Origin of the sequence: Brevundimonas subvibrioides ATCC 15264 (assembly GCF_000144605.1) — a bacterium.
Taxonomy (GTDB): Bacteria; Pseudomonadota; Alphaproteobacteria; order Caulobacterales; family Caulobacteraceae; genus Brevundimonas; species Brevundimonas subvibrioides.
Genome location: NC_014375.1, coordinates 2,227,028 through 2,251,004, shown reverse-complemented (window position 1 = coordinate 2,251,004; position 23,977 = coordinate 2,227,028). Strand labels below are relative to the sequence as shown.

Genomic DNA, 23,977 nt, shown 5'->3' with positions numbered 1-23,977 from the left:
ATGGACAGCATCACGGTTCACGGAGGTCACACCCTCCACGGTTCGATCCCCGTCAGCGGGGCCAAGAACTCAGCCATCAAGTTGATGGCCGCATCGATTCTGACCGACCAGCCCCTGCTGCTGACCAATATGCCGCGTCTGGCCGACACCAACTTCCTGGGGCGGTTGCTGCAGCAGTTCGGCATCGCCGTCACCGAACGCGACGGAGCGGACGGGCAGGAGACGCTGTTCGACGCGCGCGAGATCACCTCCACCTTCGCGCCCTACGACCTCGTGCGGCAGATGCGGGCGAGCTTCAACGTGCTGGGGCCGCTGCTGGCCCGCACGGGGCATGCCAAGGTTTCGCTGCCGGGCGGATGCACCATCGGGGCACGCCCGGTCGATCTGCACATCGACGCCCTTACGCGACTGGGGGCCTCCATCCATCTGGAGGAGGGCTATGTCTCGGCCATGGCGCCGGGGGGCCTGCGCGGCGCGGAGATCGAGTTCCCGTTCGTCTCGGTCGGCGCGACCGAGCACACCCTGATGGCGGCGACCCTGGCGCGCGGCACGACGGTCCTGAAGCGGGCCGCGCGCGAACCGGAGATCGGCGACCTGGCGCGTTGCCTGGTCATGATGGGCGCCAGGATCGAGGGCATCGACACCGACACCCTGGTGATCGAGGGCGTGACCTCGCTGAACGGGGGCGCGTGGTCGGTGATCCCGGACCGGATCGAGATGGGCTCCTATGTCTGCGCGGCGGCCATGGCCGGCGGCGAAGTGCGCCTGACCAAGGGGCGGGCGGACCTGATCCAGTCGCTGACCGACCGGCTGGTGGAAGCCGGGGTCGAGATCACGCCGACGGACGACGGGGTCATCGTCAAACGCGATCCGGCCGTGCGGCTGAAGGCCGTCGACGTCGCCACCGAGGTCTATCCGGGCTTCGCGACCGACCTGCAGGCCCAGTTCATGGCCCTGATGACGACGGCCGAAGGGGTCAGCGTCATCCACGAGAACATCTTCGAGAACCGGTTCATGCATGCGCCCGAACTGATGCGACTGGGCGCCGACATCTCGGTCCATGCGGGCGAGGCCCATGTGACCGGCGTCGACCAGCTGAAGGGGGCCCCGGTCATGGCCACCGATCTGCGGGCCTCCGTCAGCCTCGTGATCGCCGGTCTGGTCGCGGAGGGTGAAACCTCCATCGGACGCGTCTATCATCTGGATCGCGGCTTCGAGCGGCTCGAGGAAAAACTCGGGGCGTGCGGGGCGGACATCCGGCGGGTCAAGGGTCCGCCTGTCGAAGGACCGGGCGATGACCACTGAGGCCCAGACGTCTGCGGCCCTGACGGCCGAGGAGAGCGAGGCCATCCGGGCGGCCGGTGGCAACAACGCGCCCCTGCGCCTGCTGGCCGAGGACGACGAGGACCTCGCGATCATTTCGGCCGCGCTGCAGGACTCGATCCTGCGCCCGGCCGATATCGTCTGGGAAAAGGGCGCACGACGCCTGACCATCGAGCTCAGCCGGTTCTGCTGGGAATGCGGAGGCACCTGGGTGCGGGCCGCGATGCAGTTCGGTGACGTCCTGGCGGTCAAGAGCCGGGGCCTTCCGCGCCTGCCCGATACGCCGCTCGAGCTGCTGGCGATCCACTTCATCGAGGGCGAAGCGCCCAGCGGCAAGGTGATCCTGATGTTCGCAGGCGGTGGCGACCTGCGGGTCGACGTCGAATGCCTGGACGCGGTCGTGGCCGACCTGTCGGAACGCTGGCAAGCGAGGGTCACGCCCACCCATCTGGATGGAACCGGCGAATGACAGACCAGCGCCTGGCCTCCGTCGACCTGGACGAGGCGACCCTGCCGTCGGCCACCGCCGAGATCGAGCACGAGCGGCGCGTGGCGATCTTCGACCTGGTGGAGAAGAACGTCTTCACGCCCGAGGGGGCCGACGCCGGCCCCTATGGCCTGAAGCTGTCCCTGCAGGACAACCGCCTGGTCTTCGACATCACGGGCATCGATTTCGCCCGCACCTACGCCCTGTCCCTGACGCCGCTGAAGAGCGTGCTGAAGGACTATCTGATGATCTGCGACAGCTACTACGAGGCGCTGCGCGGGTCGTCGGCGAGCCAGATCGAGGCCGTGGACATGGGCCGGCGGGGGCTCCACAACGAGGGGGCCGAACTGCTGAAAGCGCGGCTGGACGGCAAGATCGAGATCGACCACGAGACCGCGCGACGTCTGTTCACCCTGGTCTGCGCGCTCTACCGCCGGGGCTGAGCGATCGGTTCCGGGGTGCGGCGTCCTGCCACGCCGCGCGCCCCAAAGTGGCCCCATGGAGTCTTAGAACGGCGGCTCGCCAGCGTCGGTCGCCCCTGCGGGCCTTGCTCCGTCGCTGCTCCATTGCTTCCGAAAAGCGCCGCCCGAGCCGAACATTCATGCGCCGACTGCCGCCCGCCGTCCGATCCCTCCTGACCCACTCCGGCCAGACCGCCGCCCTGATCGGCGTCGCCGTCCTGGCCATGGCCATGGCACCCGCCGCTGCGCCGTCGATCGGGGAGCTCGAGATGCCGGAAGCGGTCCCGGTCCTCGCCGTGGCCGAACCGGCGGGGCCGGTTATGCGGGCCGTGACGTTCGGCGAACCGGTGCCCGGCTTTGCCATCAACTCCCGGTTCGGGATGCGGCGGCTCGGCGGGGAGCCCGGCGTGCGCATGCACAAGGGCGTCGACATCGCGGCTCCCACGGGCACGACGGTCTTCGCCGCGGCGGAGGGCGAGGTCATCCGCATCGGCCACGATCCGTCGGGCTATGGCAACTTCATCGAGATGCGGCACCCGAACGGCCTGACGACCCTGTACGGCCACCTCAGCCGCATCGATGTGGCGTCGGGCGACCGGATCGGACCGCGCGAGCGGATCGGCCTGGTCGGATCGACCGGCTATTCCACCGGTCCCCACCTGCATTTCGAGGTCCGCCGGGATGGGGCCCAGGTGAACCCGTCGCGGGTCATGGGGCAGGTGTTCGAGGTGGCCGTGGACATGCCGGGGGCACCGGTCCCCGCGGCCTGATCGTTACGCCGAATACAGTTTCGGGCATCGCGGCCCTTTGCTACCCCTAGTGCGTGTCAGGCTGGGGGGTGGTGTAGATGGCGGTGTTGGTTCTGGATGGCGTGAGCAAACGCTATGGCGAGTTCCAGGCGGTTCGCGACCTGAGCTTTCAGGTCCAGAAGGGCGCGATCTGCGGGTTTCTGGGCCCCAACGGCGCGGGCAAGACCTCGACGATCCGCATGATCCTGGGCCTGCAGGGCGCGACCAGTGGGTCCATCTCGATCCTCGGCGCGCCGGACGGACGCAAGGTACGCGACCGGATCGGTTTCCTGCCCGAGGAGCGCGGGCTCTACAAGAAGATGACCCCGGTCGACGCGATCGCCTTCTTCGGGTCCCTGAAGGGGCTGCCGGACTCCGAGGGCCGCAAGCGCGCCCGGGACATGCTCGAGGCCCAGGGGCTGGGCGCGTCGCGCAACAAGAAGATGAAGGAGCTGTCCAAGGGGATGGCGCAGAAGGTCCAGTTGATCGCCTCGGTCGTGCACCGGCCGGAGTTCGTGATCCTGGACGAGCCGTTCAGCGGACTGGACCCGGTCAACCAGCAGGGACTGGAAACCGTGATCCGCGATCTGGCCGCCAACGGCGCGACCGTCCTGTTCTCCACCCACGTCATGCAGCACGCGGAGCGGCTGTGCGATCAGGTCGTGCTGGTCGCGCGCGGGCGTAAGGCGTTCGACGGCACGGTCGGGGAGGCGAGGGCGACCTCGCGACGGTTCCTGGAGCTGGAAGGCGAGATCGCCGAGGGGGCCGTCGCGGCCCTGCCCGGCGTGACCGGCGTCGAGGTAAAGTCCGATCAGGGCGGCGTGCGGCTGCTGAAGGCCGCGCTGGCCCCGGGCGCCAACGGCCAGGAGGCCCTGAAGGCGGCCTTCGTGTCGGGTCTGGACGTCAGGCGGTTCGAGCTGAAGGAGCCGACCCTGCATGACGCCTTCATCGACCTGACGGGGGACCACCCCGACCAGGACCAGAGCGTCGCCCGACCTGCCGCCAGCCTGGAGACCGCGAAATGAACCGTGTGCTGCTGATCGCGCGTCGGGAATACCTGGCCTATGCCCGCACGGTCGGGTTCTGGCTGTCGCTGCTGGCGCTTCCGCTGTTCGCGGTGCTGGGGGGCGGTCTGCCGCTCCTGATCCGCGGGGCGGACACGGTGCGAGCCGTGGCCCTGATCGAGGAAGGGCCCGCCGCATCCGGTCTGGCCGAGGCGGTCCGAAAGACGCTGGCGGACGACACGGAACGCCGCAACACGCGGGCCCGGGAAGCGGCCGAGAAGGCGGCGGCGTCGGCCGGGGCCCCTCCCGAGGCGGCCCGGGGCGCCCTGGCGACGATCACCCAGCCGCGTCTGCGATTCGTGGACGTGCCCGCCGATCTGGCGACCGCCGCGCCCGGTCCGGCGCGCGACGCCGTCGTGCGACGGTATCTGACGGACGAGACGCCCAAGGCCGATCGTCTGGACGCCGTCGTCTTCCTGACCCGGTCCGGGGACGGTCCGGGGGCCCGGGTCTGGGCGGCGCGCGCGTCCGATGACACTGTCGAGGACTTCGTGAGAGATGCCCTGAAGGACGCCAACCGCAAGGCCGTCCTGGAGGCGGCCGGCATCGACGCCGCCGTGGTCGACCGCACCGATGACTTCAGGCCCGAGATCGGCGTCTTCTCGCCCCGGTCGGCAGGGGCGGGGGAGGTGTCTCTGCGCGACCGGCTGCCCGGCGTCATCGGCCTGGCCATGTGCTTCATCCTGTGGTCGCTGATCATCACCGGGGCCTCGATCCTGCTGAACAGCGTGATGGAGGAGAAATCCAACAAGATCCTGGAGGTCCTGCTGTCGTCGGCCTCGGCGACCGAGATCCTGACCGGCAAGGTGCTGGGCGTGGCGATGCTGACGCTGACCGTGCTGGTGGTCTGGGGCGGGATCGGGGCGTTCGGCCTGGTTTCGGCGGCCCCGGGCGTGGCGGCCGAGGTCGGATCGGTGCTGATGACGAACGGGCTGCTGTTCTATTTCGCGGCCTATATCGTCGGCGGATACCTGATGTACGCGGTGCTGTTCGCCGCCATCGGCGCCTTCTGCGAGACACCGCGCGACGCCCAGACCCTGATGGGGCCGATCATGATGGTGCTCGTGATCCCCATCCTGGTCGTGCAGATGTCGCTGGTGAACCCGGATGCGCCGGCGATCCGGTTCCTGTCGTGGGTGCCCTTCTTCACGCCCTTCCTGATGAGCGCCCGGGCCCCGTCGGAACCGCCGCTGATCGAAGTCATCGGCACCATGGCGGGGATGTTCGCGGTGGCGCTGCTGATGGTCTGGCTGGCCGGACGCGCGTTCCGGGCTGGGGCCCTGTCGGACGTGAAGCTGAGCTGGAAGAGCTTCGCCACGGCCATCGGCGGCGGGGAGCGGTAGAGCCCCGAACTCTCCCTCCCCCTCGGGGGAGGGACGTCGCGCAGCGACGGGTGGGGCGGGCCGGCGATCGAGTCGCCTCCGGGGCGCATTGCCTTGCCGCCCCCACACGGTCTCCGCTGCGCTCCGACCACCGTCCCCGAACGGGGAGGGAGAGGACGAGGCCCGAATCAAAAAGGCCGCCCCGGTGTCCCGGGGCGGCCTTTGAAATCTTGGGTCTCCGCGATCCCTTAGGGGCGCGGGACGCGGGGCTTGGGAGGGGGCAGGAGGCCTTCGCGCTGCATGCGCTTGCGGGCCAGCTTGCGGGCGCGACGAACGGCCTCGGCCTTCTGGCGGGCGCGCTTCTCCGAGGGCTTCTCGTAGTGCACGTGGCGCTTCATTTCCCGGAAGCTGCCTTCGCGTTGCATCTTCTTCTTGAGGGCTTTCAGTGCTTGATCGACGTTATTATCGCGAACGAAAATCTGTACCAGGTTGAACTCTCCTTTGGCCGCCCGCCGCGTCCTGTAGAGGCGGGCAGACAAATAAAATCATTTCCCGCGGGCGACAGCCCGGCGAGCGAAGGCGTGCGGATACACCAAGCCCTGCCGTCTGTCCAGATCGTCGCGCGCCCGATCGCGCTGTCGCGCGGCAGGCCCGGGGCAGGTACAGTGGGGCCATGACCGATGCGCCACACCTTTCCAACGAAGCCGCCGGCGACTGGGGCGACCGCACCGAACAGGCCGTGCTGGATGCCGCGATTCGCCTGGCCCCTACGCTGGGCTGGAGCGCCCGCATGGTCCGCGCGGCCTGCGCCGAGGCCGGCCTGTCGCAGGGCGACCAGGACCTGCTGCTGCCCAACGGTGCGCGTGACCTGGCCGCCCTTCTGTCGCGACGGCACGATGCGCGGGCGCTGGAGACGCTGGGTGAGCCGGGCACGATGAAGATTCGCGACAAGATCTTCGCCGCCGTCTCGGCGCGGATGGAGGCGGGGGCGGCCGATCTGGAGGCGACGAAGAAATGCGCCGGCTTCCTGGCCCTGCCGACCAATGCCGACCTGGGTCTGAGCCTGGCGTGGGAGAGCGCCGACCACCTGTGGCGCTGGGCGGGTGATACGGCGACGGACTGGAATCATTATTCGAAGCGGACGATCCTGTCGGGCATCCTGATCCCGGCCCTGACGATGCGCTGGTTCGAGGGCCGCGAGCGGGCGGAGGCCTTCGTGCGGGCCCGGATCGAGAACGTCATGGCCTTCGAGAAGTGGAAGGCGGGCAAGGATTTCGACACGCCGGTCAAGCGGGCGACGGAGTTCCTGAGCCGGATGCGGTACGGCAGGACGTAACCCTCTCCCGGCGGGAGAGGGCTTGAGGCTCGCAGAGCGCAGCGATGCGGCAGCCGAAAGGGTGAGGGGTTGCCCTCACCGTTTGGCACCAGCCCCTCACCCTTTCGCGCAAGTCTGATCGCTACGCTCTCAGGCGCTCAAGCCCTCTCCCGCCGGGAGAGGGTGAGGATCAGGCGTGCCTCGCGTCCCACCACCGCACCGCATCCGCGTCGCGGGCGCTGAGGTCGGGGTAGGCGGGGTCGGAGCCGACGTCGGGCACGCGGCGCCAGGAGCGGGCGCATTTTGCGTGATCGGCGGGCTTGATCGTCGCCGAAATCGTATCGCCCGAGACGATCATCTCGGCACCGCTGGTGCGGAACACCTCGGCCGGATCCAGACCGTCGAAAGCGGCGAATGCCTCCGCGGGCAGGGTGACGGTCGGCCAGGCGTCGAGCGCTCCGCCGATGAACTTGGCCCGACGGCTTTCCTCCAGACCGACCGTGACGACGTCGAGCACGGTGTTGACCTTCGCCCACCGCGCCGCCTCGTCCGGGTTCCGCCATTCGGACGGCGTCTCCGGGATGACCCGCGCGCAGTTCGTGCCGCCCTCGGGATACCGCGTCGTCCAGGCTTCCTCCATCGTGAAGGGGGTCAGGGGGGCCAGCCAGGCGGTCAGGCGCAGGAAGACCTCGTGCATCACGGTGCGGGCCGCGCGGCGACGGATCGCGTCGGGGCGGTCGCAGTAGAGGCTGTCCTTGCGGATGTCGAAATACAGGGCCGAGAGGTCGCCGGCGCAGAACTCCAGCACAGGGCGGACGACGTCCTGGAAGCGGTAGGTCTCGTAGGCCCCGCGCACCTGGAGATCGAGCTCCCACAGCCGGTGCAGGATGAACCGCTCCAGCGGCGGCATGTCGGCATAGTCGACGCGTTCGGCCTCGTCGAAATCGGCCAGGGCCCCCAGCAGGTAGCGGACGGTGTTTCGCAGCTTGCGATAGGCGTCGACCGTGGTCTGGAGGATCTGCTTCCCGATCCTCTGGTCCTCGGCATAGTCCACCAGGGCGACCCAGAGGCGCAGGATGTCGGCGCCGGATTCCTTGATCACGACGGCGGGGTCGGTCGTGTTGCCCCGCGACTTGGACATCTTCTCCCCGTTCTCGTCCTGGGTGAAGCCGTGGGTCAGGACGGCGTCATAGGGGGCGCGGCCGCGGGTGCCGGAGCCTTCGAGCAGGTTGGACTGGAACCAGCCGCGATGCTGGTCCGAACCTTCGAGATACAGGTTGGCCGGCCAGTGGCTGGGGCGGTCGCCGGTGTAGCCGTGGGCCGGGTCGCGCGTCTCGAGCGTGAAGGCGTGGGTGCAGCCGGAGTCGAACCAGACGTCGAGGATGTCCTCGATCTTCTCGTAGTTGGCCGGGTCGTGCAGGCCGAGGAAATCGCTGTCGGCACGGGTGTACCAGGCGTCGGCCCCGCCTTGTTCGATCGCGGCGACGATGCGGGCGTCGACCTCCGGGTCATGCAGGGGATGGCCGGTGTGTTTGTCCACGAACATGGCCAGGGGCGTGCCCCAGGCGCGCTGGCGGCTGATCAGCCAGTCGGGGCGACCCTCGACCATCGAGCGGATGCGGTTCTTGCCGGCAGCAGGGTGGAAGTCGGTCTGGTCGATGGCGGTCAGGGCCGTCTCGCGCAGGGTCGCGCCGTCGGCATGGTCCAGCGCCTTGTCCATGCGGATGAACCACTGGGGCGTGTTGCGGAAGATGACCGGGGCCTTGGAGCGCCAGCTGTGCGGATAGGAGTGTTCGAGGCGGCCGCGGGCCAGCAGGGTCCCGGCCTCGATCAGCTTCTCGATCACGGCGGGGTTGGCCGAGCCGAACTTGCCGGTCTTCTTGCCTTCGGTCTCCAGCACCTTGAGGCCGGGGAACAGGGGGACGGCCGGGTAGTAGGCCCCGTCGGGGTCGACGGTGTCGGGGACCTCGTGATGACCGTGGGCCTTCCAGACGTCGTAGTCGTCCGCGCCGTGGCCCGGCGCGGTGTGGACGAAGCCGGTGCCCGCGTCGTCGGTGACGTGGTCGCCGTCCAGCAGGGGCACGTTGAAGCGGTAGCCGTCATCCAGCTCGGCCAGGGGGTGGGCAGCGACGAGGCCGGACGGGTTGATGTCGTCCAGCCGCGTCCAGGTCGCGATCTTCGCGGCCTTGAAGACCTCCTCGGCCAGCTTGTCGGCCAGGATCAGCCGGTCGCCCTGTTTGGCCCAGGGCTCGAACTCAAGGCCCTGTTCCATCGATTGGACCTCGTACAGGCCATAGGCGATCTCCGGGCCGAAGCTGATCGCGCGGTTGGCCGGGATGGTCCAGGGCGTGGTGGTCCAGATGACGATCGACGGCGTCTGGCGGCGGAAGGCCAGCAGGTCGTCGGGATGGTCATCGGTCGCGGCGATGACCGGGAACTTGACCCAGATCGTGGGCGAGACGTGGTCGTGGTATTCGATCTCGGCGTCGGCCAAGGCGGTGCGCTCGACCGGCGACCACATGACGGGCTTGGAGCCGCGGTACAGTTGGCCCGAGTTCTTGAACTTGTGGAACTCCTTCACGATGGCGGCCTCGGAGCCGTAGTCCATCGTGGCGTAGCGGTTGGCGAAGTCGCCGGTGATGCCGAGGCGCAGGAACTGGGCCTTCTGCACCTCGATCCAGCCGGCGGCGTATTCGCGGCAGGCGGCGCGGAACTCGGCCTTGGAGACTTCGTCCTTGCGGCGGCCCTTGGCGCGGTACTGTTCCTCGATCTTCCACTCAATCGGCAGGCCGTGGCAGTCCCAGCCGGGCACGAAGTCGACGTCGTAGCCCAGCAGGAAGCGGCTGCGGACGACGAAGTCCTTGAGCGTCTTGTTCAACGCATGGCCGATGTGGATGTCGCCGTTGGCGTAGGGCGGGCCGTCGTGGAGCACGTACAGGGGCGCGCCCTCGGCCTGACGGGCGCTGCGCAGGGTCGAATACAGGTCGCCCCACTGCTCCAGGATCAGCGGCTCCTTCTGGGGCAGGCCGCCGCGCATGGGGAAAGGCGTCTCGGGCAGGAAGACGGTCTCGCGGTAGTCGCGGCCGGTCGGGGCTTCGGGATGCGTGGAATCGGTGGGGGCGTCGGACATGATGTTGCGCTCGGGGAAGTCGAAGGGGGTGGTCGGCGAAGGAACCCGGACGGCGAAAGGGCGAACCCTGACTAAGCCGCCGGGCTGATAATCCGTGCCGAAATGACCGACCGCCTGTGCATGACAGGGTCCTATCAGGGTGCGGGGGCTGGGAAAAGCGGCGGCATCCGCTAACACGGGTTTCAGGCGACGCGGATCCGCCGGTTCGTCGCATCATCGAGGGTCGTTCGCATGCGCTCCATCTCCGGTCTCGTCCTTCTCTCGGCCGCCGCATTGGCTCTGTCGGCCTGCTCAAGCGGCGATGAGGTCACGCCGGAGGCGGACGCTTCGGCATCTGGCTCCGCCGGTGTCGCGACCACCGGCCTGCCGGTCGGATCCGGGACGCGCGAGGCCGTCTACGCGGCGCAGAGCGAGGGTCCGGAGCCCTTCGTGCGGGCGCTGTACGCCCAGTATGTCGCCGGCGGACCCAAGGGCGAACAGCCCGCGCCCGGACAGGAGCCCCTGTACTCGCGCACGCTGAATGCCCTGATCGGGGCCGACTTCCGCGCCGCGAACGGCGAAGTCCCGAATCTCAACTATGACCCGATCTGCGGCTGCCAGGACCAGGGCGTCTTCACGCTCGATTCCATGGCCGTGGCCCAGGCGGACGTGAACACGGCCCAGGCCACGGTTCTGTTCACCAACGCGGGCGAGCAGAAGGACGCGACGCTGAAACTGGTCCGCGAGGGCGTCAACTGGAAGGTCGACGACATCGCGTTCGGAACCGAGGAGTCCCTGCACGACATGCTGATGAAGGTCGCCGAAGCGGCGGGCTAAGGCCTGATCAGTGGCGCTGGATAGCGCCAGAGGCGTCGTCGTTGCCGCCGAACCGGACGTCGAGATGGACGGGCTGGCCGCGGCCCTGCACGGTGACGGCCCTTAGCACGGTATCGGTGACGCTCTCGCCGCCGTCGTCGGACGGCGCATCGATCTCGGCCATGATCAGCCACTCGCCGTCCGGGACGTTCGCAAAGGTGAAGGCTCCGTCCGTCGTGCAGCGTGTCTCGCGAACGTCGGAGGCCGATACGGACGGCCATTCCCAGACAAGCGGAATGACGCCGTTCCGCCAAAAGCCGCCCGGCGCGACCCAAAGGCCGTACTCCGACTCCAGCACGAAACGAGAATGAGGCGTGTCGGGTATGAGGCGAACCCGATGTCCTTCGCAGGTGAGGACTTCGCGCGGCCCGCCACCCCCGGGAACGGACCGGGTCCCGGGTGTCGAAAGTCGGACGCTTCCCGTGACCCTGACGCCCGGCGCTGTCGCCCAGGCGTACTCGCGCGGGGCGGGCCGGCTGAGCCTTTGCGCCTCGCGTTCCTGGCGAGCCCGGTCAAGGGAGGCGGCGGCCATCACGACGCCGGTCACGCAGCCGGACAGGGAGGTGCTGAGGACGGCAGCCAGGATCAGCCTGGAAACCGCACGCAGGGCGGGCCGGTCAGTTTTCATGCTGAGTCTCCCCCGTTCAGGACGATTCTAGCCATCCCGGCGTCGCTGTCGATCTGGGTCTTGAGGGCGTCCAGACCGTCGAAATTCATCTCGCCGCGCAGCAGGGCGACCAGCTCCGTCTCGACGACCTGGCCGTAAAGCTCCTCCGCGAAGTCGAACAGCCAGACCTCCAGCAGGGGCTCGACGATCTCGAACATCGGCCGTACGCCCAGGTTGGCGACGCCGTCGATGACGCGGCCGTCCGGCAGGCGGGTCCGGGTGGCGTAGACGCCGTAGGCCGGGCGCATGTAGTCGCCGAGGCGGACGTTGGCGGTGGGCACGCCGATGGTGCGGCCACGCTTTTCGCCGTGGACCACCTCGCCCTCGATGGCGAACGGACGCCCGAGGATCGCGGCGGCCCGGGCCATGTCGCCGGCATGCAGGGCCTCACGGACAGCGCTGGACGACAGTTTCAGCCCGCCGATGTCGTCGATCCGGTTGGTGACCGAGACGCTGAAGCCGAGGTCGGCGCCGGCCTTGGCGAGGGCGTCGGGCGATCCCGTCCGTCCCTTGCCGTAGGTGAAGTCGAAGCCGACGGCGGCGTGTTTCAGGCCCAGACCCTCGCAGAGGACGCGCCGGGCGAACGCCGTATCGGTCATCGCGGCCATCTCGGCATCGAACGGCAGCAGATGCAGACGCGCCACCCCCAGCGGCTCCAGCGCGCGCGCCATCTGGCCGGGCGTCATCAGGCGGAAGGGGGCCGCATCGGGCTGGAACCAGCGACGCGGGTGAGGGTCGAAGCTGACCACGGCGAGGGGGCATTGCAGGCGATCGGCTGCCTGTCGGGCGGAGGCGATGACCGCCTGGTGGCCGCGGTGGACGCCGTCGAAGGCTCCGAGCGCGGCGGCGGCCCCGCGTGACGCCGGGGCCATATCCGCCCAGCCGGTGATGATCTCGGTCGGCACGACGCCCCGGTCAGGCCTTGGCGGGACGGCGGCGACGGGGGACGCGCACGATGGCCTCGCCCTCCATGATGCAGTCCTCGCCGACATAGCCCTCGGTGCGCAGGGTCACGCGCGCCGATTCCTGATCGACGGCGGCGACCGTGATCTGGGCGCGGACGACGTCGCCGATCCGGACCGGCTTGTGGAAGGACAGCGTCTGGCTGAGGTAGATGGCGCCGGCCCCCGGCAGGATCGTGCCGACGACGGCCGATCCGAACGAGGCGCTGAGCAGGCCGTGGGCGATGCGGCCGCGATAGGCGGTCTTCGAGGCGAAGGCCTCGTCCATATGCACGGGATTGAAGTCGTCCGAGGCCTCGGCGAACTGCTGGATGCGATCTTCGGTGACCGTCACGTCCTTGACCGCCACCATCCCGGGTGAAAGCTCTTCAAGGATATAGCCGCCCGAGGGGTGTGGTCCGGTAGTCATCGGGCGGTGTTAGCGGGCGTTTCGGGGTTTGGCGAGGACTACCATTTGAGGTCCAGCGCCGCATAGCGCGCATAGGCCGTCTCGGCGGTCAGCAGGGCTGCGGCGCGCGCCGGATCGAGGGTGCCGTCGTCGCCCCGTGCGGCGTCGCCGTGGATGCCCTGGGCGATGAACAGGCAGTCGAGCGCCTGGCGATTCGCGCCCAGCACGTCGGTGATGACACCGTCGCCGATGCACAGCACGCGCGAGCGGTCGACGGGGCGTCCCAGCAGGCGCTCGGCCTCGGCCAGGGCCAGGGCGTAGATCGGTCCGTAGGGCTTGCCGGCCATGGTCACGCGACCGCCCATCGATTCGTAGAGGTCCGCCAGGGCTCCGCCGCAGTAGATGATCCTGTCGCCCCGCTGGACGATCCGGTCGGGGTTGGCGCAGATCAGCTCGAGGTCGCGCGCGGCGGCGTCGGACAGCGCGGTCCGATAGTCCTCCGGCGTCTCGGTCTCGTCGTCGATCATGCCGGTGACGGACAGGAAGGCGGCGTCGGCGGGGCCGGCGGCGCGGACGAGATCGAGGCCTTCATACAGGGTGTCGTCGCGGTCCGGGCCGATGATCCAGGCCGGGCCGGGGGCGCGTTTCGCCAGTTCCATGCGCGTGGCGTCGCCGGAGGTGACGAAGGCCTTCCAGCTGTCGCGGGGCACGCCGAGGGCGTCCAGCTGGGCGATCACGTCGGAGGCCGGGCGCGGCGAGTTGGAGATAAGGACGACCTGGCCGCCCTGGGCGTTGAACCGGGTCAGGGCCTCGCAGGCCTCCGGCCAGCTTTCGCGGCCGTTGTGGATCACGCCCCAGACGTCGCACAGCAGGACGTCATAGTCGGCGACGACGGCGGACAGGGCAGGCAGGGCGTGGGGCAGGGTCATGGGCGCTGACTACCCGTTCCGGGAGAATGCGTGAAGGAGGGTTTGGCGCGGACGCGTCGGCCTGCTAACCGGACGCGCATGAAAATTCCTCGTATCGCCTGGGCGGCCTACGGCTTTGCGCTCGTCGTCATCGTGCTGGACCAGTTGTCGAAGGCCTGGATCCTGACCGGGCTGAGCCTGCGCGAAGTGGGCCGGGTGCTGATCGCCGACCCGATCCTGAACTTTTCCTATGTCGAGAACACGGGCGTCAGCTTCGGCCTGTTCGGCGGGGGTGCCGCGCGGTGGGCGCTGTCGGTCTTCTCGCTGATCGTCGCGGCCGGTCTGGCGTGGTGGGCGCTGCAGGCGCAGCGCCGGACCCTGGTGGCGGCGATCGGCCTGGTCATCGGCGGGGCGGTCGGCAATGCGATCGACCGGATCCGGTTCGGCTATGTGGTGGACTTCATCGATTTTTCCGGGACCGGCCTGTTTCCCTGGGTGTTCAACATCGCCGACAGCGCGATCACGATCGGGGTCTGCCTGCTGATTCTGGACAGCATCCGTTCGGAACGGAAGGCCGCCGTTGGCGTGGCCCACGAAAAGGCGTAATCAGCGGCTCTTTCGTGCCTGCAACTGAGTGACCTGGGCGCGTTCGCCGCGCCGGAGCCGAATCGAACCATGAGCATCGCCCGCCTTTCGACCGTGTCCCTGATCGCCGTCTCGGCCGTCGCCCTGACCGCCTGTGGCTCGGTCCGCCAGTCCATCGGCCTGACCAAGGTCGTGCCGGACGAGTTCCTGACGGTGTCGTCCGCCCCCCTGACCGTGCCGCCGGAGTACGGCCTGCGTCCGCCGGCACCCGGCCAGCCCCGGCCCCAGGAACTGGCCCCCGAGAGCGCCGCGCGCCAGATCCTGCTGGGTCAGCGTCAGGCCGTGACCCGTTCGGCCGGCGAGACCGCCCTCGTCAGCGCCGCCGGCGCGGACCGTGCCGACCCGCTGGCCCGCTATGTCGTCGACGACGAGTTCGGCGATCTGGCGCACAAGGAAACCAGCTTCGCCAACCGCATCCTGTTCTGGCGTCGTGACGATGCCTCGACCCAGGCACCAACCCAGACTGAAACGGCCAGCGGTGCCGTGACCATCGACGCCGCCAGCGAGAATGCTCGGCTGCAGGCCCTGACGGGCACCCAGTCGCAGATCGTGATCGCGCCGCGCCGCAGCGGCGGGTTCAAGCTGCCGGGGCTTTAAGACTTAATCCTCCCCCGCCGGGGGAGGTGGCGCGGCACGTCTTTGCGCCGTGACGGAGGGGGCTCACCGCCAATGGGGTGTCCGGGGCCTGCCCCCTCCACCCCAGCGCAAGCGCGCTGCGGTCCCCCTCCCCCGATGGGGGAGGAACAATGACCAGTATCCTGTCGCTCACCCATCTGACCGGCGTGGAGCAGTTGCGGCTGGCCTTCCAGGGCGAGGAGAATGCGGCCCCCATCGCCAGGACGCTCGACTATGCCCTGATCGAGGTCGAGGAGGGGCGGGTCGTGTTCGAGGGGACGCCGACGCGGGCGGTCTACAACCCGATCGGGACGGTCCACGGGGGGTGGATGGCGACGCTGCTGGACTCGGCCTGCGCCTGCGCCGTCCATTCGATGCTGAAGGCGGGGCAGGCCTATACGACGCTGGAGATCAAGACCGTCTTCCACCGGGCCCTGACCGAGGGCGTGCCGGTCAAGGCGGAAGGCCGTATCGTCCAGTTGGGGCGCCGGGCGGGGTTCGCCGAGGCGGACCTGCGGGGGCTGGACGGCAAGCTCTACGCCACGGCGACGTCGACCTGTCTGGTCATGGAGCTGACGCCCCCGGCGTGATCTGGACTCCGGCAAGCCCGAGTCCAGGGAGTCCAGATTTGTAATTTCCCCAGGGATGGCGGGGGCTTCCGGCTGGACTCGCGTTGGACTTTCCCTGGACTGTCCAGGTGCGCGGGCCGCAATCGTGATGTCGAAGACCGGTCTCGGCGCCATCCTGAACCAGACCTGCGTCAATATCGGTCACAGCGGCCGCGACCCTCTGTCCTCGCGCGGAACGCGACCTGTGCCGGGGCATTCGCCTCTCCTGACAACAGGAGACGAGCCATGGAAGATTCACGCGTCTGGGCCTTCGAGGAGAGCCTGTGGACGGCCGACGCCGACCACTATCGCGAGGCGATCGACGCCGAGTGCCTGATGGTCGTGCCGACGGCCCCCTATGTCCTGGGCGGTGCCGAGGCGATCGACGCCGTCATCCACACGCCGCGCTGGACCAAGGTGGAAATGAGCGACCGGCGCGTGACGCGGCCGCAGGAGGGTCTGATCGTCGTGGCCTATCACGTCACGGCGTCCAGGGCCGACGCCGGCGAGTACACGGCCTGGTGCACCTCGACCTATCGCCGGGTCGAGCATGAGGTCTGGACGGTCGTCCAGCATCAGCAGACGCCGCCCATCGCCCTCGGCGAATAGGGGTCAGGCGAAGCGTCGCCGCTTCTCGGCCGAGATCAGCGTCGAGCGGACGAAGTCCGCCGGCGGGTCGGTCTCCGCCAGGACGGCTTCCTTGATGGCCCGGGGCTCGCCGAACAGGTGGCCCTGGCCCATCGAGATGTCGAGTTCGAGGATGTCGACGATCTGGCGCTCGTTCTCGCATTTCTCGGCGATGACCTCGATGCCGTAGCGGCGGGTCAACTGGGCGAAGTCGGCCGCCTGGATGTCGCGCAGAGACGGGATGGGCGAGCCGCCGTCCAGGTCGAGCAGCTGTTCGATCAGCAGGTCGGCGGCGACCTTGACGAACTTTACGTCCGAGCGCTGCAGGTCGTTGAAGTCCAGATCCAGCGTCTGGACCTTGTCGATCGAGAAGCGGAAGCCGAGATCGGCCAGCTTGGCCATGTTGCGGGCCTCGACCGCACCGCGCGCGTCGAAGGTGGCCTGGCCCAGCTCGAAGATCAGGGCCTCCTTCAGGTCGCGGTTCTCCGACAGGAAGGCCAGGAACTGGGGGAAGAAGGTCTCGTCGCCCAGCGACGACAGGGCGACATTGCAGAAGACCCCGACCTTGCGGTCCTGGCGCGCCAGCCGGCGCACGATCTGGGCGCAGCGGAACAGCAGCAGGTTGTCGATGGCGGGGACCAGGCCCTCGCCCTCGGCGATCGACAGGTATTCGGCGGGCATCATGACCCGGTCGGACGAATCGCGCAGGCGGGTGAAGCTTTCGTAGAAGACGGTCCGGCGCTGGGGCAGGGTGACGACGGGCTGGAGATACAGGTCGACCCGGTTTTCGCTCAGCGCGTCGTGGACGGTCTTCAGCAGCAGGTTCGACTGCTGATGGCGGCGGGCCTCGACGCTGTCGGGAGCCACCAAAGGCGCGACCTTTAGGCGCTGGTCGATGGAGACGCTCATCTGCTGGATCAGGTCTTCCAGCATGCGGACCTCGCCGGTCAGTTCCTCGGTGCGGGTCAGGGCCCCGGCTTCAATGGCAGTGGCGAGGTCGCCCAGGGCGCTCTGGGTCTGTTCCATGGCGTCGGCCAGCAGGCGGTGCGCCTCGCGGACCGTGCCGATCTCGGCGCGCAGCGCCTTGCGCTCGGAAATGCCGGTAAGGATGGCATGGGCCGCCCCCAGCACGCCCAGCATGCCGAAGGTCCCGGCCGCACCCGCGCCGACGCCCAGCCCCGCCCGCCACAGGAAGGCACCGACCGTCATCGCCAGGAAGACGTAGCCGAAGAACAGGAAACCGTTGGTCAGTGCGCGCATGGGAACGGGGTTGTCCGTCTTCCCGGATGGAATCGGTCGAGTATCAGGGTATCAGGTCCAAACAGCTAGGGCGTGGTCCAAAGAAACCGCGCCGAAATCAGGGGATACGCATGGAACTGTTCGATCTGACCGGCAAGGTCGCCATCATCACCGGCTCGTCCAAGGGCATCGGCAAGGCGATCGCCGAGCGGCTGGCTGAGCACGGGGCGAAGGTCGTCATCTCCTCGCGCAAGGCCGGGCCGTGCGACGAGGTCGCGGCCGCGATCAACGCGAAGCACGGCGAGGGCCGGGCCATCGCCATTCCGGCCAACATCGCCTCGAAGGAGGACCTGCAGCGCCTGGTGGACGAGACCAATGCCGCCTGGGGCCAGATCGACATCCTGATCTGCAATGCCGCCTCCAACCCCTATGCGGGTCCGATGGCCGGCATCTCGGACGACCAGTTCAACAAGATCCTGCAGAACAACGTGGTGTCCAACCACTGGCTGATCCAGATGGTCGCGCCGCAGATGCTGGAGCGGAAGGACGGGGCCATCACCGTGGTGTCGTCGATCGGCGGCCTACGCGGCAACGCCCTGATCGGGGCCTACAACATCTCCAAGGCCGCCGACATGCAGCTGGTCCGGAACCTGGCCGTGGAGTGGGGACCGTCGAACGTGCGGGTCAACTGCATCGCCCCGGGCCTGGTGCAGACCGACTTCGCCAAATACCTGTGGGAGAACCCCGAGATCCTGAAGGTCGCCACCGACCCCGCGCCGCTGCGCCGCATCGGCCAGCCAGACGAGATCGCGGGGGCGGCCGTCTATCTGTCGTCGCCGGCGTCCTCCTATATGACGGGCCAGACGCTGGTCGTGGATGGCGGGATCACCATTGCCTGGTGACGACGACAAGGTCGGTCTGGGGCAGGACCTGATCTGGCGTCTGGAGGCCGTGGCCTTCGCGGGCTTCATCGGGCTGATGCGGCTGATCGGTCTGGAGGCGGCCTCGAATCTGGGCGGATGGCTGCTCCGGACGCTGGGTCCGCGCGTCAGCACGCACCGCGTCGTCCTGCGCAACCTGCGCATCGCCTTTCCGGAGATGAGCCCGGGCGATCGGCAGCGACTGGCCGTCGAGCAGTGGGAACAGACGGGCCGGACCTTCGCCGAGACGGCCGTGATGGACCAGCTGACGCCCGCGTCGGGCCGGATCGACGTCGTCGGGGCCGAGCGCCTGGAGGCGATCCGCCAGGCCGGACGGCCCGTGGTCTTCGTGTCCGGGCATATGGCCAATATCGAGACGATGGCGGCCGTGCTGGTGGCCAGCGGGGTGCCGGTCCAGGTCACCTATCGCGCGGCCAACAACCCCTACGTCGACGCCCAGATCCGGGCGGCGCGGGCGCGCTATGGCGTCAAACTGTTCGCGCCCAAGGGCGGCGACGGGGCCCGCGAGCTGCTGGCGGGCATGGCGCGCGGAGAGAGCGTCGCCCTGATGAACGACCAGAAGTTTTCAGAAGGCCCCGAGGTGACATTCTTCGGCCAGCCGGTGAATGCCGCGCCGGGCCCGACGCGTCTGGCGCTGCGGTTTGGGACGGTAATCCAGCCGATGTCGGTCGTCCGTCTGCCCGGAGTCCGGTTCCGGGTGACGGCCCACGAGCCGATCGAGGTGGTGTCGACCGGCGACCGGCAGGCCGATATCGCGCGCGGCGTGCAGGAGATCACGCGCTTCGTCGAGGATCGGGTTCGGGAAAATCCGGTCGACTGGTTCTGGGTCCACCGCCGGTGGCCGGACCGGGTCTACGCCGCGCTCGAGCCCGAGTAGGCGACCGTCTCCTCGACCGCATCGGTCGAGCGGCGTCTGGGGCCCACATAGCCGGGAGACGCGGTTCGACGACGGTCGGGCCCGAAATAGTCCTCGGTCTTCACGAAGGGGCGGGGCCGCATGATGACGGCCTGGATCCGGTCGAACACCGCCTTGGCGGTGATCGGTTTGACCACGAATTCCGTCACGCCCGCATCGCGCGCCTCATAGACGCGCGACTTCTCGGAATGGCCCGTCATCATGATGATGGGCAGGTAGGGGTTGGTGCTGTCGGCGCTGTTGCGGACCAGCCGGGTGAACTCCACGCCGTCCAGCGGGAACATGTTGAAGTCGACGATCGCCAGATCCACCGCGTGCGTACGCAGGGCGTCCAGGGCCATCGCGCCGTCGGACACCTCGCGGATGTTGCGGATACCGGCCGATTGCAGGATCGCCGACGTGATCGCGCGCATGTGCTGATTGTCGTCGACCAGCAGGATGTTGATGGACTGAAGGGCGGACATGGGACCGGGAGGAGACCCCGCGCGAGGGCGGACACGTGCAATTACGTAAGGCCAAACCGGCGAAGGGTCCATGCCGGTGACACGTCAGGCGTAGGGGTAACCGGTTTCCGTCGCCGACTGAGCGACCATCAATGATGGATCGCAGTTCCGATCGCGCCATTTCATGCGCCAGCAGAGGTGCGGACCCGTCGCGCGACCGGTCATGCCGACCGCGCCGATGACGTCGCCGCGCCTGATTCTCTGGGTCGGCAGGACATCGATGCGGGACTGATGCAGATAGGCGGTGATCAGCCCCTGTCCGTGATCGATCAGCGTCAGCCCGCCTTCGAAATGCATGCCGGGCCGGGCGAAGGTGACCAGGCCATCCGCCGGCGCGCGGATCGGCGACCCGGCCGGCGCGGCCAGATCGATGCCGTAGTGCGGGCGCGCGGGCGTGCCGTTCAGGATGCGCTGCGAGCCCCACCGGCTGGTGACGCGGTAGCGGTCCAGGGGCCAGATGAAGCCAGCTCGGAAGTCGTCCGCATCGGCGCGGCTGGCGAAGCCCTCGGTCTTCAGCGCGATCTCTTGCTGGATCCGTTCCAGCAGGGCCGGGTCGGTCGGCTCGACCGTAGAGGGCGGCAGGCCATTGATCCGCGACGAGGGGAAGGCGCCTGACACGATCGACAGGGTACGGTGCGCCCTCCGGTTCCGGAAGCGGGCCTCCAGCTGCACATACGGAGCCGCATCGCGGTCGAACCCGATGATGAAGACGCCCCGGGCGGATGCCGTGGTCAGGGCCTCGCCGTTCACGAAGATCATGGCGCGCGGCCAGGTCCGGCCCATGACGAAGCCGCCCTGGATCAGGCGGCCGGACAGTACGAGATCCTCAGGTCGCTGACGCGACAGGGCCGGGCTGGACAGGACCGTGGCGCCCGCGCCCAGGACGAGGCCGCGGCGCGAGGGGATCATGCCTCGACGAAGCGGCTCAGGGCTTCGGCGGGGCTGAAATAGGCCTCCTGCCGTTCGGCGGACCAGTAGCGCAGCGTCTCGAGCGGAATGGCCCGGCCGGACACGGCGCACAGCACGAAGGGACCCGGCTTCAGAACGGCGAACTCGCCGTCGCCATAGTGGAGGGTCGCAGGGATCGGGGTCGCGTTCATGGGGTCAGCTTAACGTTATCGGCACCGGCTGGCTATCGCGCCGGCGGGCGCTGTTCCAGAGCGAAGACGGCGTCGGCCAGTTCCTCGATCTTGCCCGCGATCAGGGCCTGGGCGTCGTACAGGCCGCGATTGTAGATGCCGTGGCCCAGGTCGCGGGCCATGAAGTCCAGCAGCATCGAGGCCTGCAGCGCACCGACCTCCACGTCCAGTTCGTCACGCAGGAAGGCCTGGAGGCGCGGGGCGAGGTCGGCGGTCTCTTCCTTCGAAAAGACGATCGGCTTCATGCGGTGACCTCGGCCAGGGTTTCCTCCGCCGACATCCAGGCGGCTTCGGCAGCCTCGAGGTCGGCCTGGGTCTTCGCGCGCGCCCGGGTCAGGCCCTCGAGCGCCTTCGGGTTGGAGACGGCGGCGTTGGCGAGGTCGTCGTCGATGCGGGCGATCTCGGCCGTCAGGGCGACGACGCGTTCCTCGGCCTTCTTGACGGCGTGGCGCAGCGTGGACGGGGACGGTCCCCCCTTCTGCTTCTGCTGCGGCTTGGCTGCGGGTGCGGCCGCAGCGGGCGCGGCCTCTTCCTTCTTGACCTGGCTGGGCTTCACGGCGTCGCGCTTGGCGCGGTCGAGGACGAATTTGGCGTAGTCGTCCATGTCGCCGTCGAAGGGCTTCACCGTGCCGTCGGCGGCCAGCCACAGCCGGTCGGCGACCATCTCCATCAGCGAACGGTCGTGGGTGATGAGGATAACGGCGCCGCTGTAGTCGTTCAGCGCGTCCAGCAGGGCGCGGCGGCTGTCGATGTCCAGGTGGTTGGTCGGTTCGTCGAGGATCAGGACGTGGGGCGCGTCCATGGCCACCATGTTCAGCAGCAGGCGCGCGCGCTCGCCGCCGGACAGGCTGGCGACGGTCGTTTCCTGCTTCTCGTAGTTCAGGCCGAACTGGGCGAGCTTGGACCGACGGGCGCTCTCGGGGGCATCCGGCATGGCGCGGCGGATGATCTCCAGCGGCGTGTCAGTCGGGTCCATGGCCTCGATCTGGTGCTGGTGGAACCAGCCCACCCGCATCTTGCGGTCGCGGTGCAGCTCGCCGTCCGAGACGTTGAGGGCACCGGCGATCATCTTGGCGAAGGTCGACTTGCCCGCGCCGTTGACGCCCAGCAGGCCGATCCGGTCATCCAGATCCATGCGCAGGTTCAGGTTCTTCAGGATCGAACGGCCGGCCTCATAGCCGACATTGGCGCGTTCCAGCCGGATCAGGGGCGGGGCGAGAGGACGCGGCGGCGAGGGCAGGGTGAAGGGGGCGACGCGTTCCTCGATCGTGGTCGAGACCGGCTGCATCTTGGCCAGACGCTTCATCCGGGACTGGGCCTGGGCGGCCTTGGAGGCCTTGGCCTTGAACCGGTCGACGAAGGCCTGGAGGTGGGCGCGCTCGGCGTCCTGCTTGGCCTTGGCCGACAGCTGCAGGCGGGCCTTTTCGGCGCGGGCCTGTTCGAACTGGTCGTAGTTGCCGGTGTAGATCTCGAGCTTGCGGTTCGCCAGGTGCAGGATGTGGGTGCAGACCTCGTTCAGCATCTCGCGGTCGTGGGAGATGATCAGGGCCGTCGCGGGGTATTTCTTCAGCCGGGCCTCGAGCCACAGCGCGCCTTCCAGATCGAGATAGTTGGTGGGTTCGTCCAGCAGCAGCATGTCGGGCTGGGCGAACAGGGCGGCCGCCAGGGCCACGCGCATGCGCCAGCCGCCGGAGAACTCCGACATCGGCCGCTGCTGGTTCTCGTGGTCGAAGCCGAGGCCGGCGAGGATTTCGGCCGCGCGCGAGGGGGCCCCGTCGGCGTCGATCTCGATCAGCCGGGTCCAGATCTCGCCCATCTCCTCGGGCTCGGCGGTTTCCAGCCGGGCCAGCAGCTCGTGGCGTTCGGTGTCGGCCTCCAGGATCGTCTCGATCACGCTGACGGGGGTGGCCGGGTGCTCCTGGTCGACCGAGCCGATGCGGGCGGTGCGGGGGAGGGACACCTCATCGCCATTGCCGGCCAGTTCGCCGAGGATGATCTTGAACAGGGTCGACTTGCCGATGCCGTTGCGGCCGACCAGCCCGACCTTGGAGCCCGGCGGCAGGCTGACCGAGGCGTCGTCCAGAAACTGGCGGCCCCAGGCGTTGAACGTCAGGTTGGTGATCTGGAGCATGGCGAAGACGAGAACCTCGTCCCTCAAGCAGCGAGGCAGCGCGTGCCGAGCGTTAGGGACACAAAGAAGGAGTGGTTGGAAACCGGGGAGGCCGCGTCTATAAGCCCGCGACCCTCAATCTCCCAACAAGAAGTCTCTCCATGACCGAACGTACCTTCTCGATCATCAAGCCCGACGCCACGCGCCGCAACCTGACCGGCGCGATCAACGCGGTGATCGAGGCCGCCGGCCTGCGCATCGTCGCCCAGCGTCGCGTGCACCTGACCGAAGATCAGGCCAAGAAATTCTACGAAGTGCACGCCGAGCGTCCCTTCTACGGCGAACTGGTCGGCCAGATGACGGCCGAGCCCGTCGTCGTGCAGGTTCTGGAAGCCGATGGCGCCGTCGCCAAGTACCGCGAAGTCATGGGCGCGACGAACCCGAAGGACGCCGCCGACGGCACCATCCGCAAGCAGTTCGCCCTGTCGATCGGCGAGAACTCGGTCCACGGTTCGGACTCGGTCGAGAACGCCGGCATCGAGATCGCCCAGTTCTTCACGGACGACCAGATCGTCGGTTAAGCGCACCCGCTCGCTCGAGCGGCGAGCGTTGGCGACCTTTCAGGAACGACCCGTCTCCGGAACCGGAGGCGGGTCGTTTCGTTTGGCCTCCACTATGGCGATCCGCCAATCCGGAGAGACCCAATGAAGACGATCCTGAAGATGACGCCGCTGGTTGGTGCCATGGCCCTGCTGGCCGCCTGCGGCACGACCATGGAACAACGCGCCGCGACGGGCGCCATCGGCGGCGCGGTCGCCGGTCAGGCCATCGGTGGCAACACCACGGCCACCGTGGGCGGAGCCGTCGCCGGTGCCGCTGTCGGCGCCGCGACCACGCCGCGCCGCCCGAACTGATCGTTCGCGCCTGAAAGACTGAAGGCCCCGGAGCGATCCGGGGCCTTCTT

The 23,977-nt window shown here is 68.6% G+C and carries 28 protein-coding genes; 16 read left to right on the top strand and 12 right to left on the bottom strand.

Annotated elements, in window-relative coordinates; all coding sequences use genetic code 11:
• The 6 genes from murA to BRESU_RS11125 all read left to right on the top strand — a co-directional run bounded on the left by murA (window position 1) and on the right by BRESU_RS11125 (window position 5,466).
• On the top strand, window positions 1-1,305 hold the full coding sequence (gene murA / locus BRESU_RS11150; protein WP_013269658.1) for a UDP-N-acetylglucosamine 1-carboxyvinyltransferase: 1,305 nt from the start codon (window positions 1-3) through the stop codon (window positions 1,303-1,305).
• Window positions 1,295-1,792, top strand: coding sequence for a DUF2948 family protein (locus BRESU_RS11145; RefSeq protein ID WP_013269657.1), 498 nt, complete (start codon window positions 1,295-1,297; stop codon window positions 1,790-1,792). Before murA ends, BRESU_RS11145 begins: the two co-directional genes overlap by 11 nt.
• Window positions 1,789-2,253: a UPF0262 family protein gene (locus tag BRESU_RS11140; protein WP_013269656.1), complete on the top strand. Its 465-nt coding sequence runs from the start codon at window positions 1,789-1,791 to the stop codon at window positions 2,251-2,253. The genes BRESU_RS11145 and BRESU_RS11140 overlap by 4 nt, the downstream gene beginning before the upstream one ends.
• Window positions 2,254-2,411: 158 nt before the next feature.
• Window positions 2,412-3,041 (top strand): M23 family metallopeptidase, encoded by a 630-nt coding sequence (locus BRESU_RS11135; protein ID WP_013269655.1) that lies wholly within the window; start codon window positions 2,412-2,414, stop codon window positions 3,039-3,041.
• Window positions 3,042-3,118: 77 nt separating this feature from the next.
• On the top strand, window positions 3,119-4,084 hold the full coding sequence (locus BRESU_RS11130) for an ABC transporter ATP-binding protein (RefSeq protein WP_013269654.1): 966 nt from the start codon (window positions 3,119-3,121) through the stop codon (window positions 4,082-4,084).
• Complete coding sequence (locus BRESU_RS11125) at window positions 4,081-5,466, top strand: ABC transporter permease (RefSeq protein WP_013269653.1); 1,386 nt, start codon at window positions 4,081-4,083, stop codon at window positions 5,464-5,466. The genes BRESU_RS11130 and BRESU_RS11125 overlap by 4 nt, the downstream gene beginning before the upstream one ends.
• A gap of 227 nt (window positions 5,467-5,693) precedes the next feature.
• On the opposite strand, the gene rpsU is transcribed toward BRESU_RS11125, so the two are convergent.
• Complete coding sequence (rpsU, locus tag BRESU_RS11120) at window positions 5,694-5,933, bottom strand: 30S ribosomal protein S21 (RefSeq protein ID WP_156796303.1); 240 nt, start codon at window positions 5,931-5,933, stop codon at window positions 5,694-5,696.
• Between the two features lie 185 nt (window positions 5,934-6,118).
• On the opposite strand from rpsU, the gene BRESU_RS11115 reads away from it, so the two are divergent.
• Window positions 6,119-6,781: a COQ9 family protein gene (locus tag BRESU_RS11115; protein WP_013269651.1), complete on the top strand. Its 663-nt coding sequence runs from the start codon at window positions 6,119-6,121 to the stop codon at window positions 6,779-6,781.
• Between the two features lie 169 nt (window positions 6,782-6,950).
• Here the strand turns inward: BRESU_RS11115 and ileS are convergent, their stop codons facing one another.
• Window positions 6,951-9,890, bottom strand: coding sequence for an isoleucine--tRNA ligase (ileS, locus tag BRESU_RS11110; protein WP_013269650.1), 2,940 nt, complete (start codon window positions 9,888-9,890; stop codon window positions 6,951-6,953).
• A 231-nt stretch (window positions 9,891-10,121) separates the two neighbouring features.
• On the opposite strand from ileS, the gene BRESU_RS11105 reads away from it, so the two are divergent.
• Window positions 10,122-10,706 (top strand): YqhG/Tai3 family protein, encoded by a 585-nt coding sequence (locus tag BRESU_RS11105; protein ID WP_013269649.1) that lies wholly within the window; start codon window positions 10,122-10,124, stop codon window positions 10,704-10,706.
• A gap of 7 nt (window positions 10,707-10,713) precedes the next feature.
• Here BRESU_RS11105 and BRESU_RS17420 read toward each other — a convergent pair whose 3' ends face one another.
• From BRESU_RS17420 to BRESU_RS11085, 4 genes are all read right to left on the bottom strand, one after another.
• Window positions 10,714-11,043, bottom strand: a complete 330-nt coding sequence (locus BRESU_RS17420; protein ID WP_156796152.1) for a hypothetical protein — start codon at window positions 11,041-11,043, stop codon at window positions 10,714-10,716.
• A gap of 326 nt (window positions 11,044-11,369) precedes the next feature.
• A complete protein-coding gene (locus BRESU_RS11095) occupies window positions 11,370-12,317 on the bottom strand; it encodes a bifunctional riboflavin kinase/FAD synthetase (RefSeq protein WP_013269647.1) in 948 nt (315 codons plus the stop codon).
• A gap of 10 nt (window positions 12,318-12,327) precedes the next feature.
• Window positions 12,328-12,783: a MaoC family dehydratase gene (locus BRESU_RS11090; RefSeq protein ID WP_013269646.1), complete on the bottom strand. Its 456-nt coding sequence runs from the start codon at window positions 12,781-12,783 to the stop codon at window positions 12,328-12,330.
• Between the two features lie 38 nt (window positions 12,784-12,821).
• Complete coding sequence (locus tag BRESU_RS11085; protein WP_013269645.1) at window positions 12,822-13,691, bottom strand: TIGR01459 family HAD-type hydrolase; 870 nt, start codon at window positions 13,689-13,691, stop codon at window positions 12,822-12,824.
• 78 nt (window positions 13,692-13,769) lie between these two features.
• Here BRESU_RS11085 and lspA point away from each other — a divergent pair, with 78 nt between their 5' ends.
• The 4 genes from lspA to BRESU_RS11065 all read left to right on the top strand — a co-directional run bounded on the left by lspA (window position 13,770) and on the right by BRESU_RS11065 (window position 16,147).
• Window positions 13,770-14,276 (top strand): signal peptidase II, encoded by a 507-nt coding sequence (gene lspA, locus BRESU_RS11080; RefSeq protein WP_013269644.1) that lies wholly within the window; start codon window positions 13,770-13,772, stop codon window positions 14,274-14,276.
• Between the two features lie 69 nt (window positions 14,277-14,345).
• Complete coding sequence (locus tag BRESU_RS11075) at window positions 14,346-14,912, top strand: DUF3035 domain-containing protein (protein WP_013269643.1); 567 nt, start codon at window positions 14,346-14,348, stop codon at window positions 14,910-14,912.
• Window positions 14,913-15,061: 149 nt separating this feature from the next.
• The gene (locus BRESU_RS11070) at window positions 15,062-15,520 is read left to right on the top strand and encodes a PaaI family thioesterase (protein WP_013269642.1); all 459 of its coding nucleotides are present in this window, start codon (window positions 15,062-15,064) and stop codon (window positions 15,518-15,520) included.
• 264 nt (window positions 15,521-15,784) lie between these two features.
• Complete coding sequence (locus BRESU_RS11065) at window positions 15,785-16,147, top strand: DUF4440 domain-containing protein (protein WP_013269641.1); 363 nt, start codon at window positions 15,785-15,787, stop codon at window positions 16,145-16,147.
• A 3-nt stretch (window positions 16,148-16,150) separates the two neighbouring features.
• Here the strand turns inward: BRESU_RS11065 and tipF are convergent, their stop codons facing one another.
• Window positions 16,151-17,425 carry a flagella assembly cyclic-di-GMP phosphodiesterase TipF gene (gene tipF / locus BRESU_RS11060; protein ID WP_013269640.1) on the bottom strand — a complete coding sequence of 425 codons (1,275 nt, stop codon included), beginning with the start codon at window positions 17,423-17,425 and terminating at the stop codon, window positions 16,151-16,153.
• Between the two features lie 110 nt (window positions 17,426-17,535).
• Here tipF and BRESU_RS11055 point away from each other — a divergent pair, with 110 nt between their 5' ends.
• Both BRESU_RS11055 and BRESU_RS11050 read left to right on the top strand, forming a co-directional pair.
• A complete protein-coding gene (locus BRESU_RS11055) occupies window positions 17,536-18,306 on the top strand; it encodes an SDR family NAD(P)-dependent oxidoreductase (protein WP_013269639.1) in 771 nt (256 codons plus the stop codon).
• A complete protein-coding gene (locus tag BRESU_RS11050) occupies window positions 18,281-19,222 on the top strand; it encodes a lysophospholipid acyltransferase family protein (protein ID WP_013269638.1) in 942 nt (313 codons plus the stop codon). Before BRESU_RS11055 ends, BRESU_RS11050 begins: the two co-directional genes overlap by 26 nt.
• Here the strand turns inward: BRESU_RS11050 and BRESU_RS11045 are convergent.
• The 5 genes from BRESU_RS11045 to BRESU_RS11025 all read right to left on the bottom strand — a co-directional run bounded on the left by BRESU_RS11045 (window position 19,198) and on the right by BRESU_RS11025 (window position 23,034).
• Window positions 19,198-19,725, bottom strand: coding sequence for a response regulator (locus BRESU_RS11045; protein ID WP_013269637.1), 528 nt, complete (start codon window positions 19,723-19,725; stop codon window positions 19,198-19,200). The genes BRESU_RS11050 and BRESU_RS11045 overlap by 25 nt on opposite strands.
• 84 nt (window positions 19,726-19,809) lie before the next feature.
• The gene (locus tag BRESU_RS11040; protein WP_013269636.1) at window positions 19,810-20,673 is read right to left on the bottom strand and encodes a M23 family metallopeptidase; all 864 of its coding nucleotides are present in this window, start codon (window positions 20,671-20,673) and stop codon (window positions 19,810-19,812) included.
• Entirely contained in the window at window positions 20,670-20,864 is a 195-nt protein-coding gene (locus BRESU_RS11035; RefSeq protein WP_013269635.1) for a DUF2093 domain-containing protein, read from the bottom strand. Before BRESU_RS11035 ends, BRESU_RS11040 begins: the two co-directional genes overlap by 4 nt.
• A 32-nt stretch (window positions 20,865-20,896) precedes the next feature.
• Entirely contained in the window at window positions 20,897-21,148 is a 252-nt protein-coding gene (locus BRESU_RS11030) for a DUF2164 domain-containing protein (protein ID WP_013269634.1), read from the bottom strand.
• Window positions 21,145-23,034, bottom strand: a complete 1,890-nt coding sequence (locus tag BRESU_RS11025; RefSeq protein WP_041761556.1) for an ABC-F family ATP-binding cassette domain-containing protein — start codon at window positions 23,032-23,034, stop codon at window positions 21,145-21,147. Before BRESU_RS11025 ends, BRESU_RS11030 begins: the two co-directional genes overlap by 4 nt.
• Before the next feature lie 140 nt (window positions 23,035-23,174).
• On the opposite strand from BRESU_RS11025, the gene ndk reads away from it, so the two are divergent.
• Window positions 23,175-23,594: a nucleoside-diphosphate kinase gene (gene ndk / locus BRESU_RS11020; protein WP_013269632.1), complete on the top strand. Its 420-nt coding sequence runs from the start codon at window positions 23,175-23,177 to the stop codon at window positions 23,592-23,594.
• Window positions 23,595-23,717: 123 nt separating this feature from the next.
• On the top strand, window positions 23,718-23,927 hold the full coding sequence (locus tag BRESU_RS11015) for a glycine zipper 2TM domain-containing protein (RefSeq protein WP_013269631.1): 210 nt from the start codon (window positions 23,718-23,720) through the stop codon (window positions 23,925-23,927).
• Window positions 23,928-23,977 lie beyond the last annotated feature (50 nt).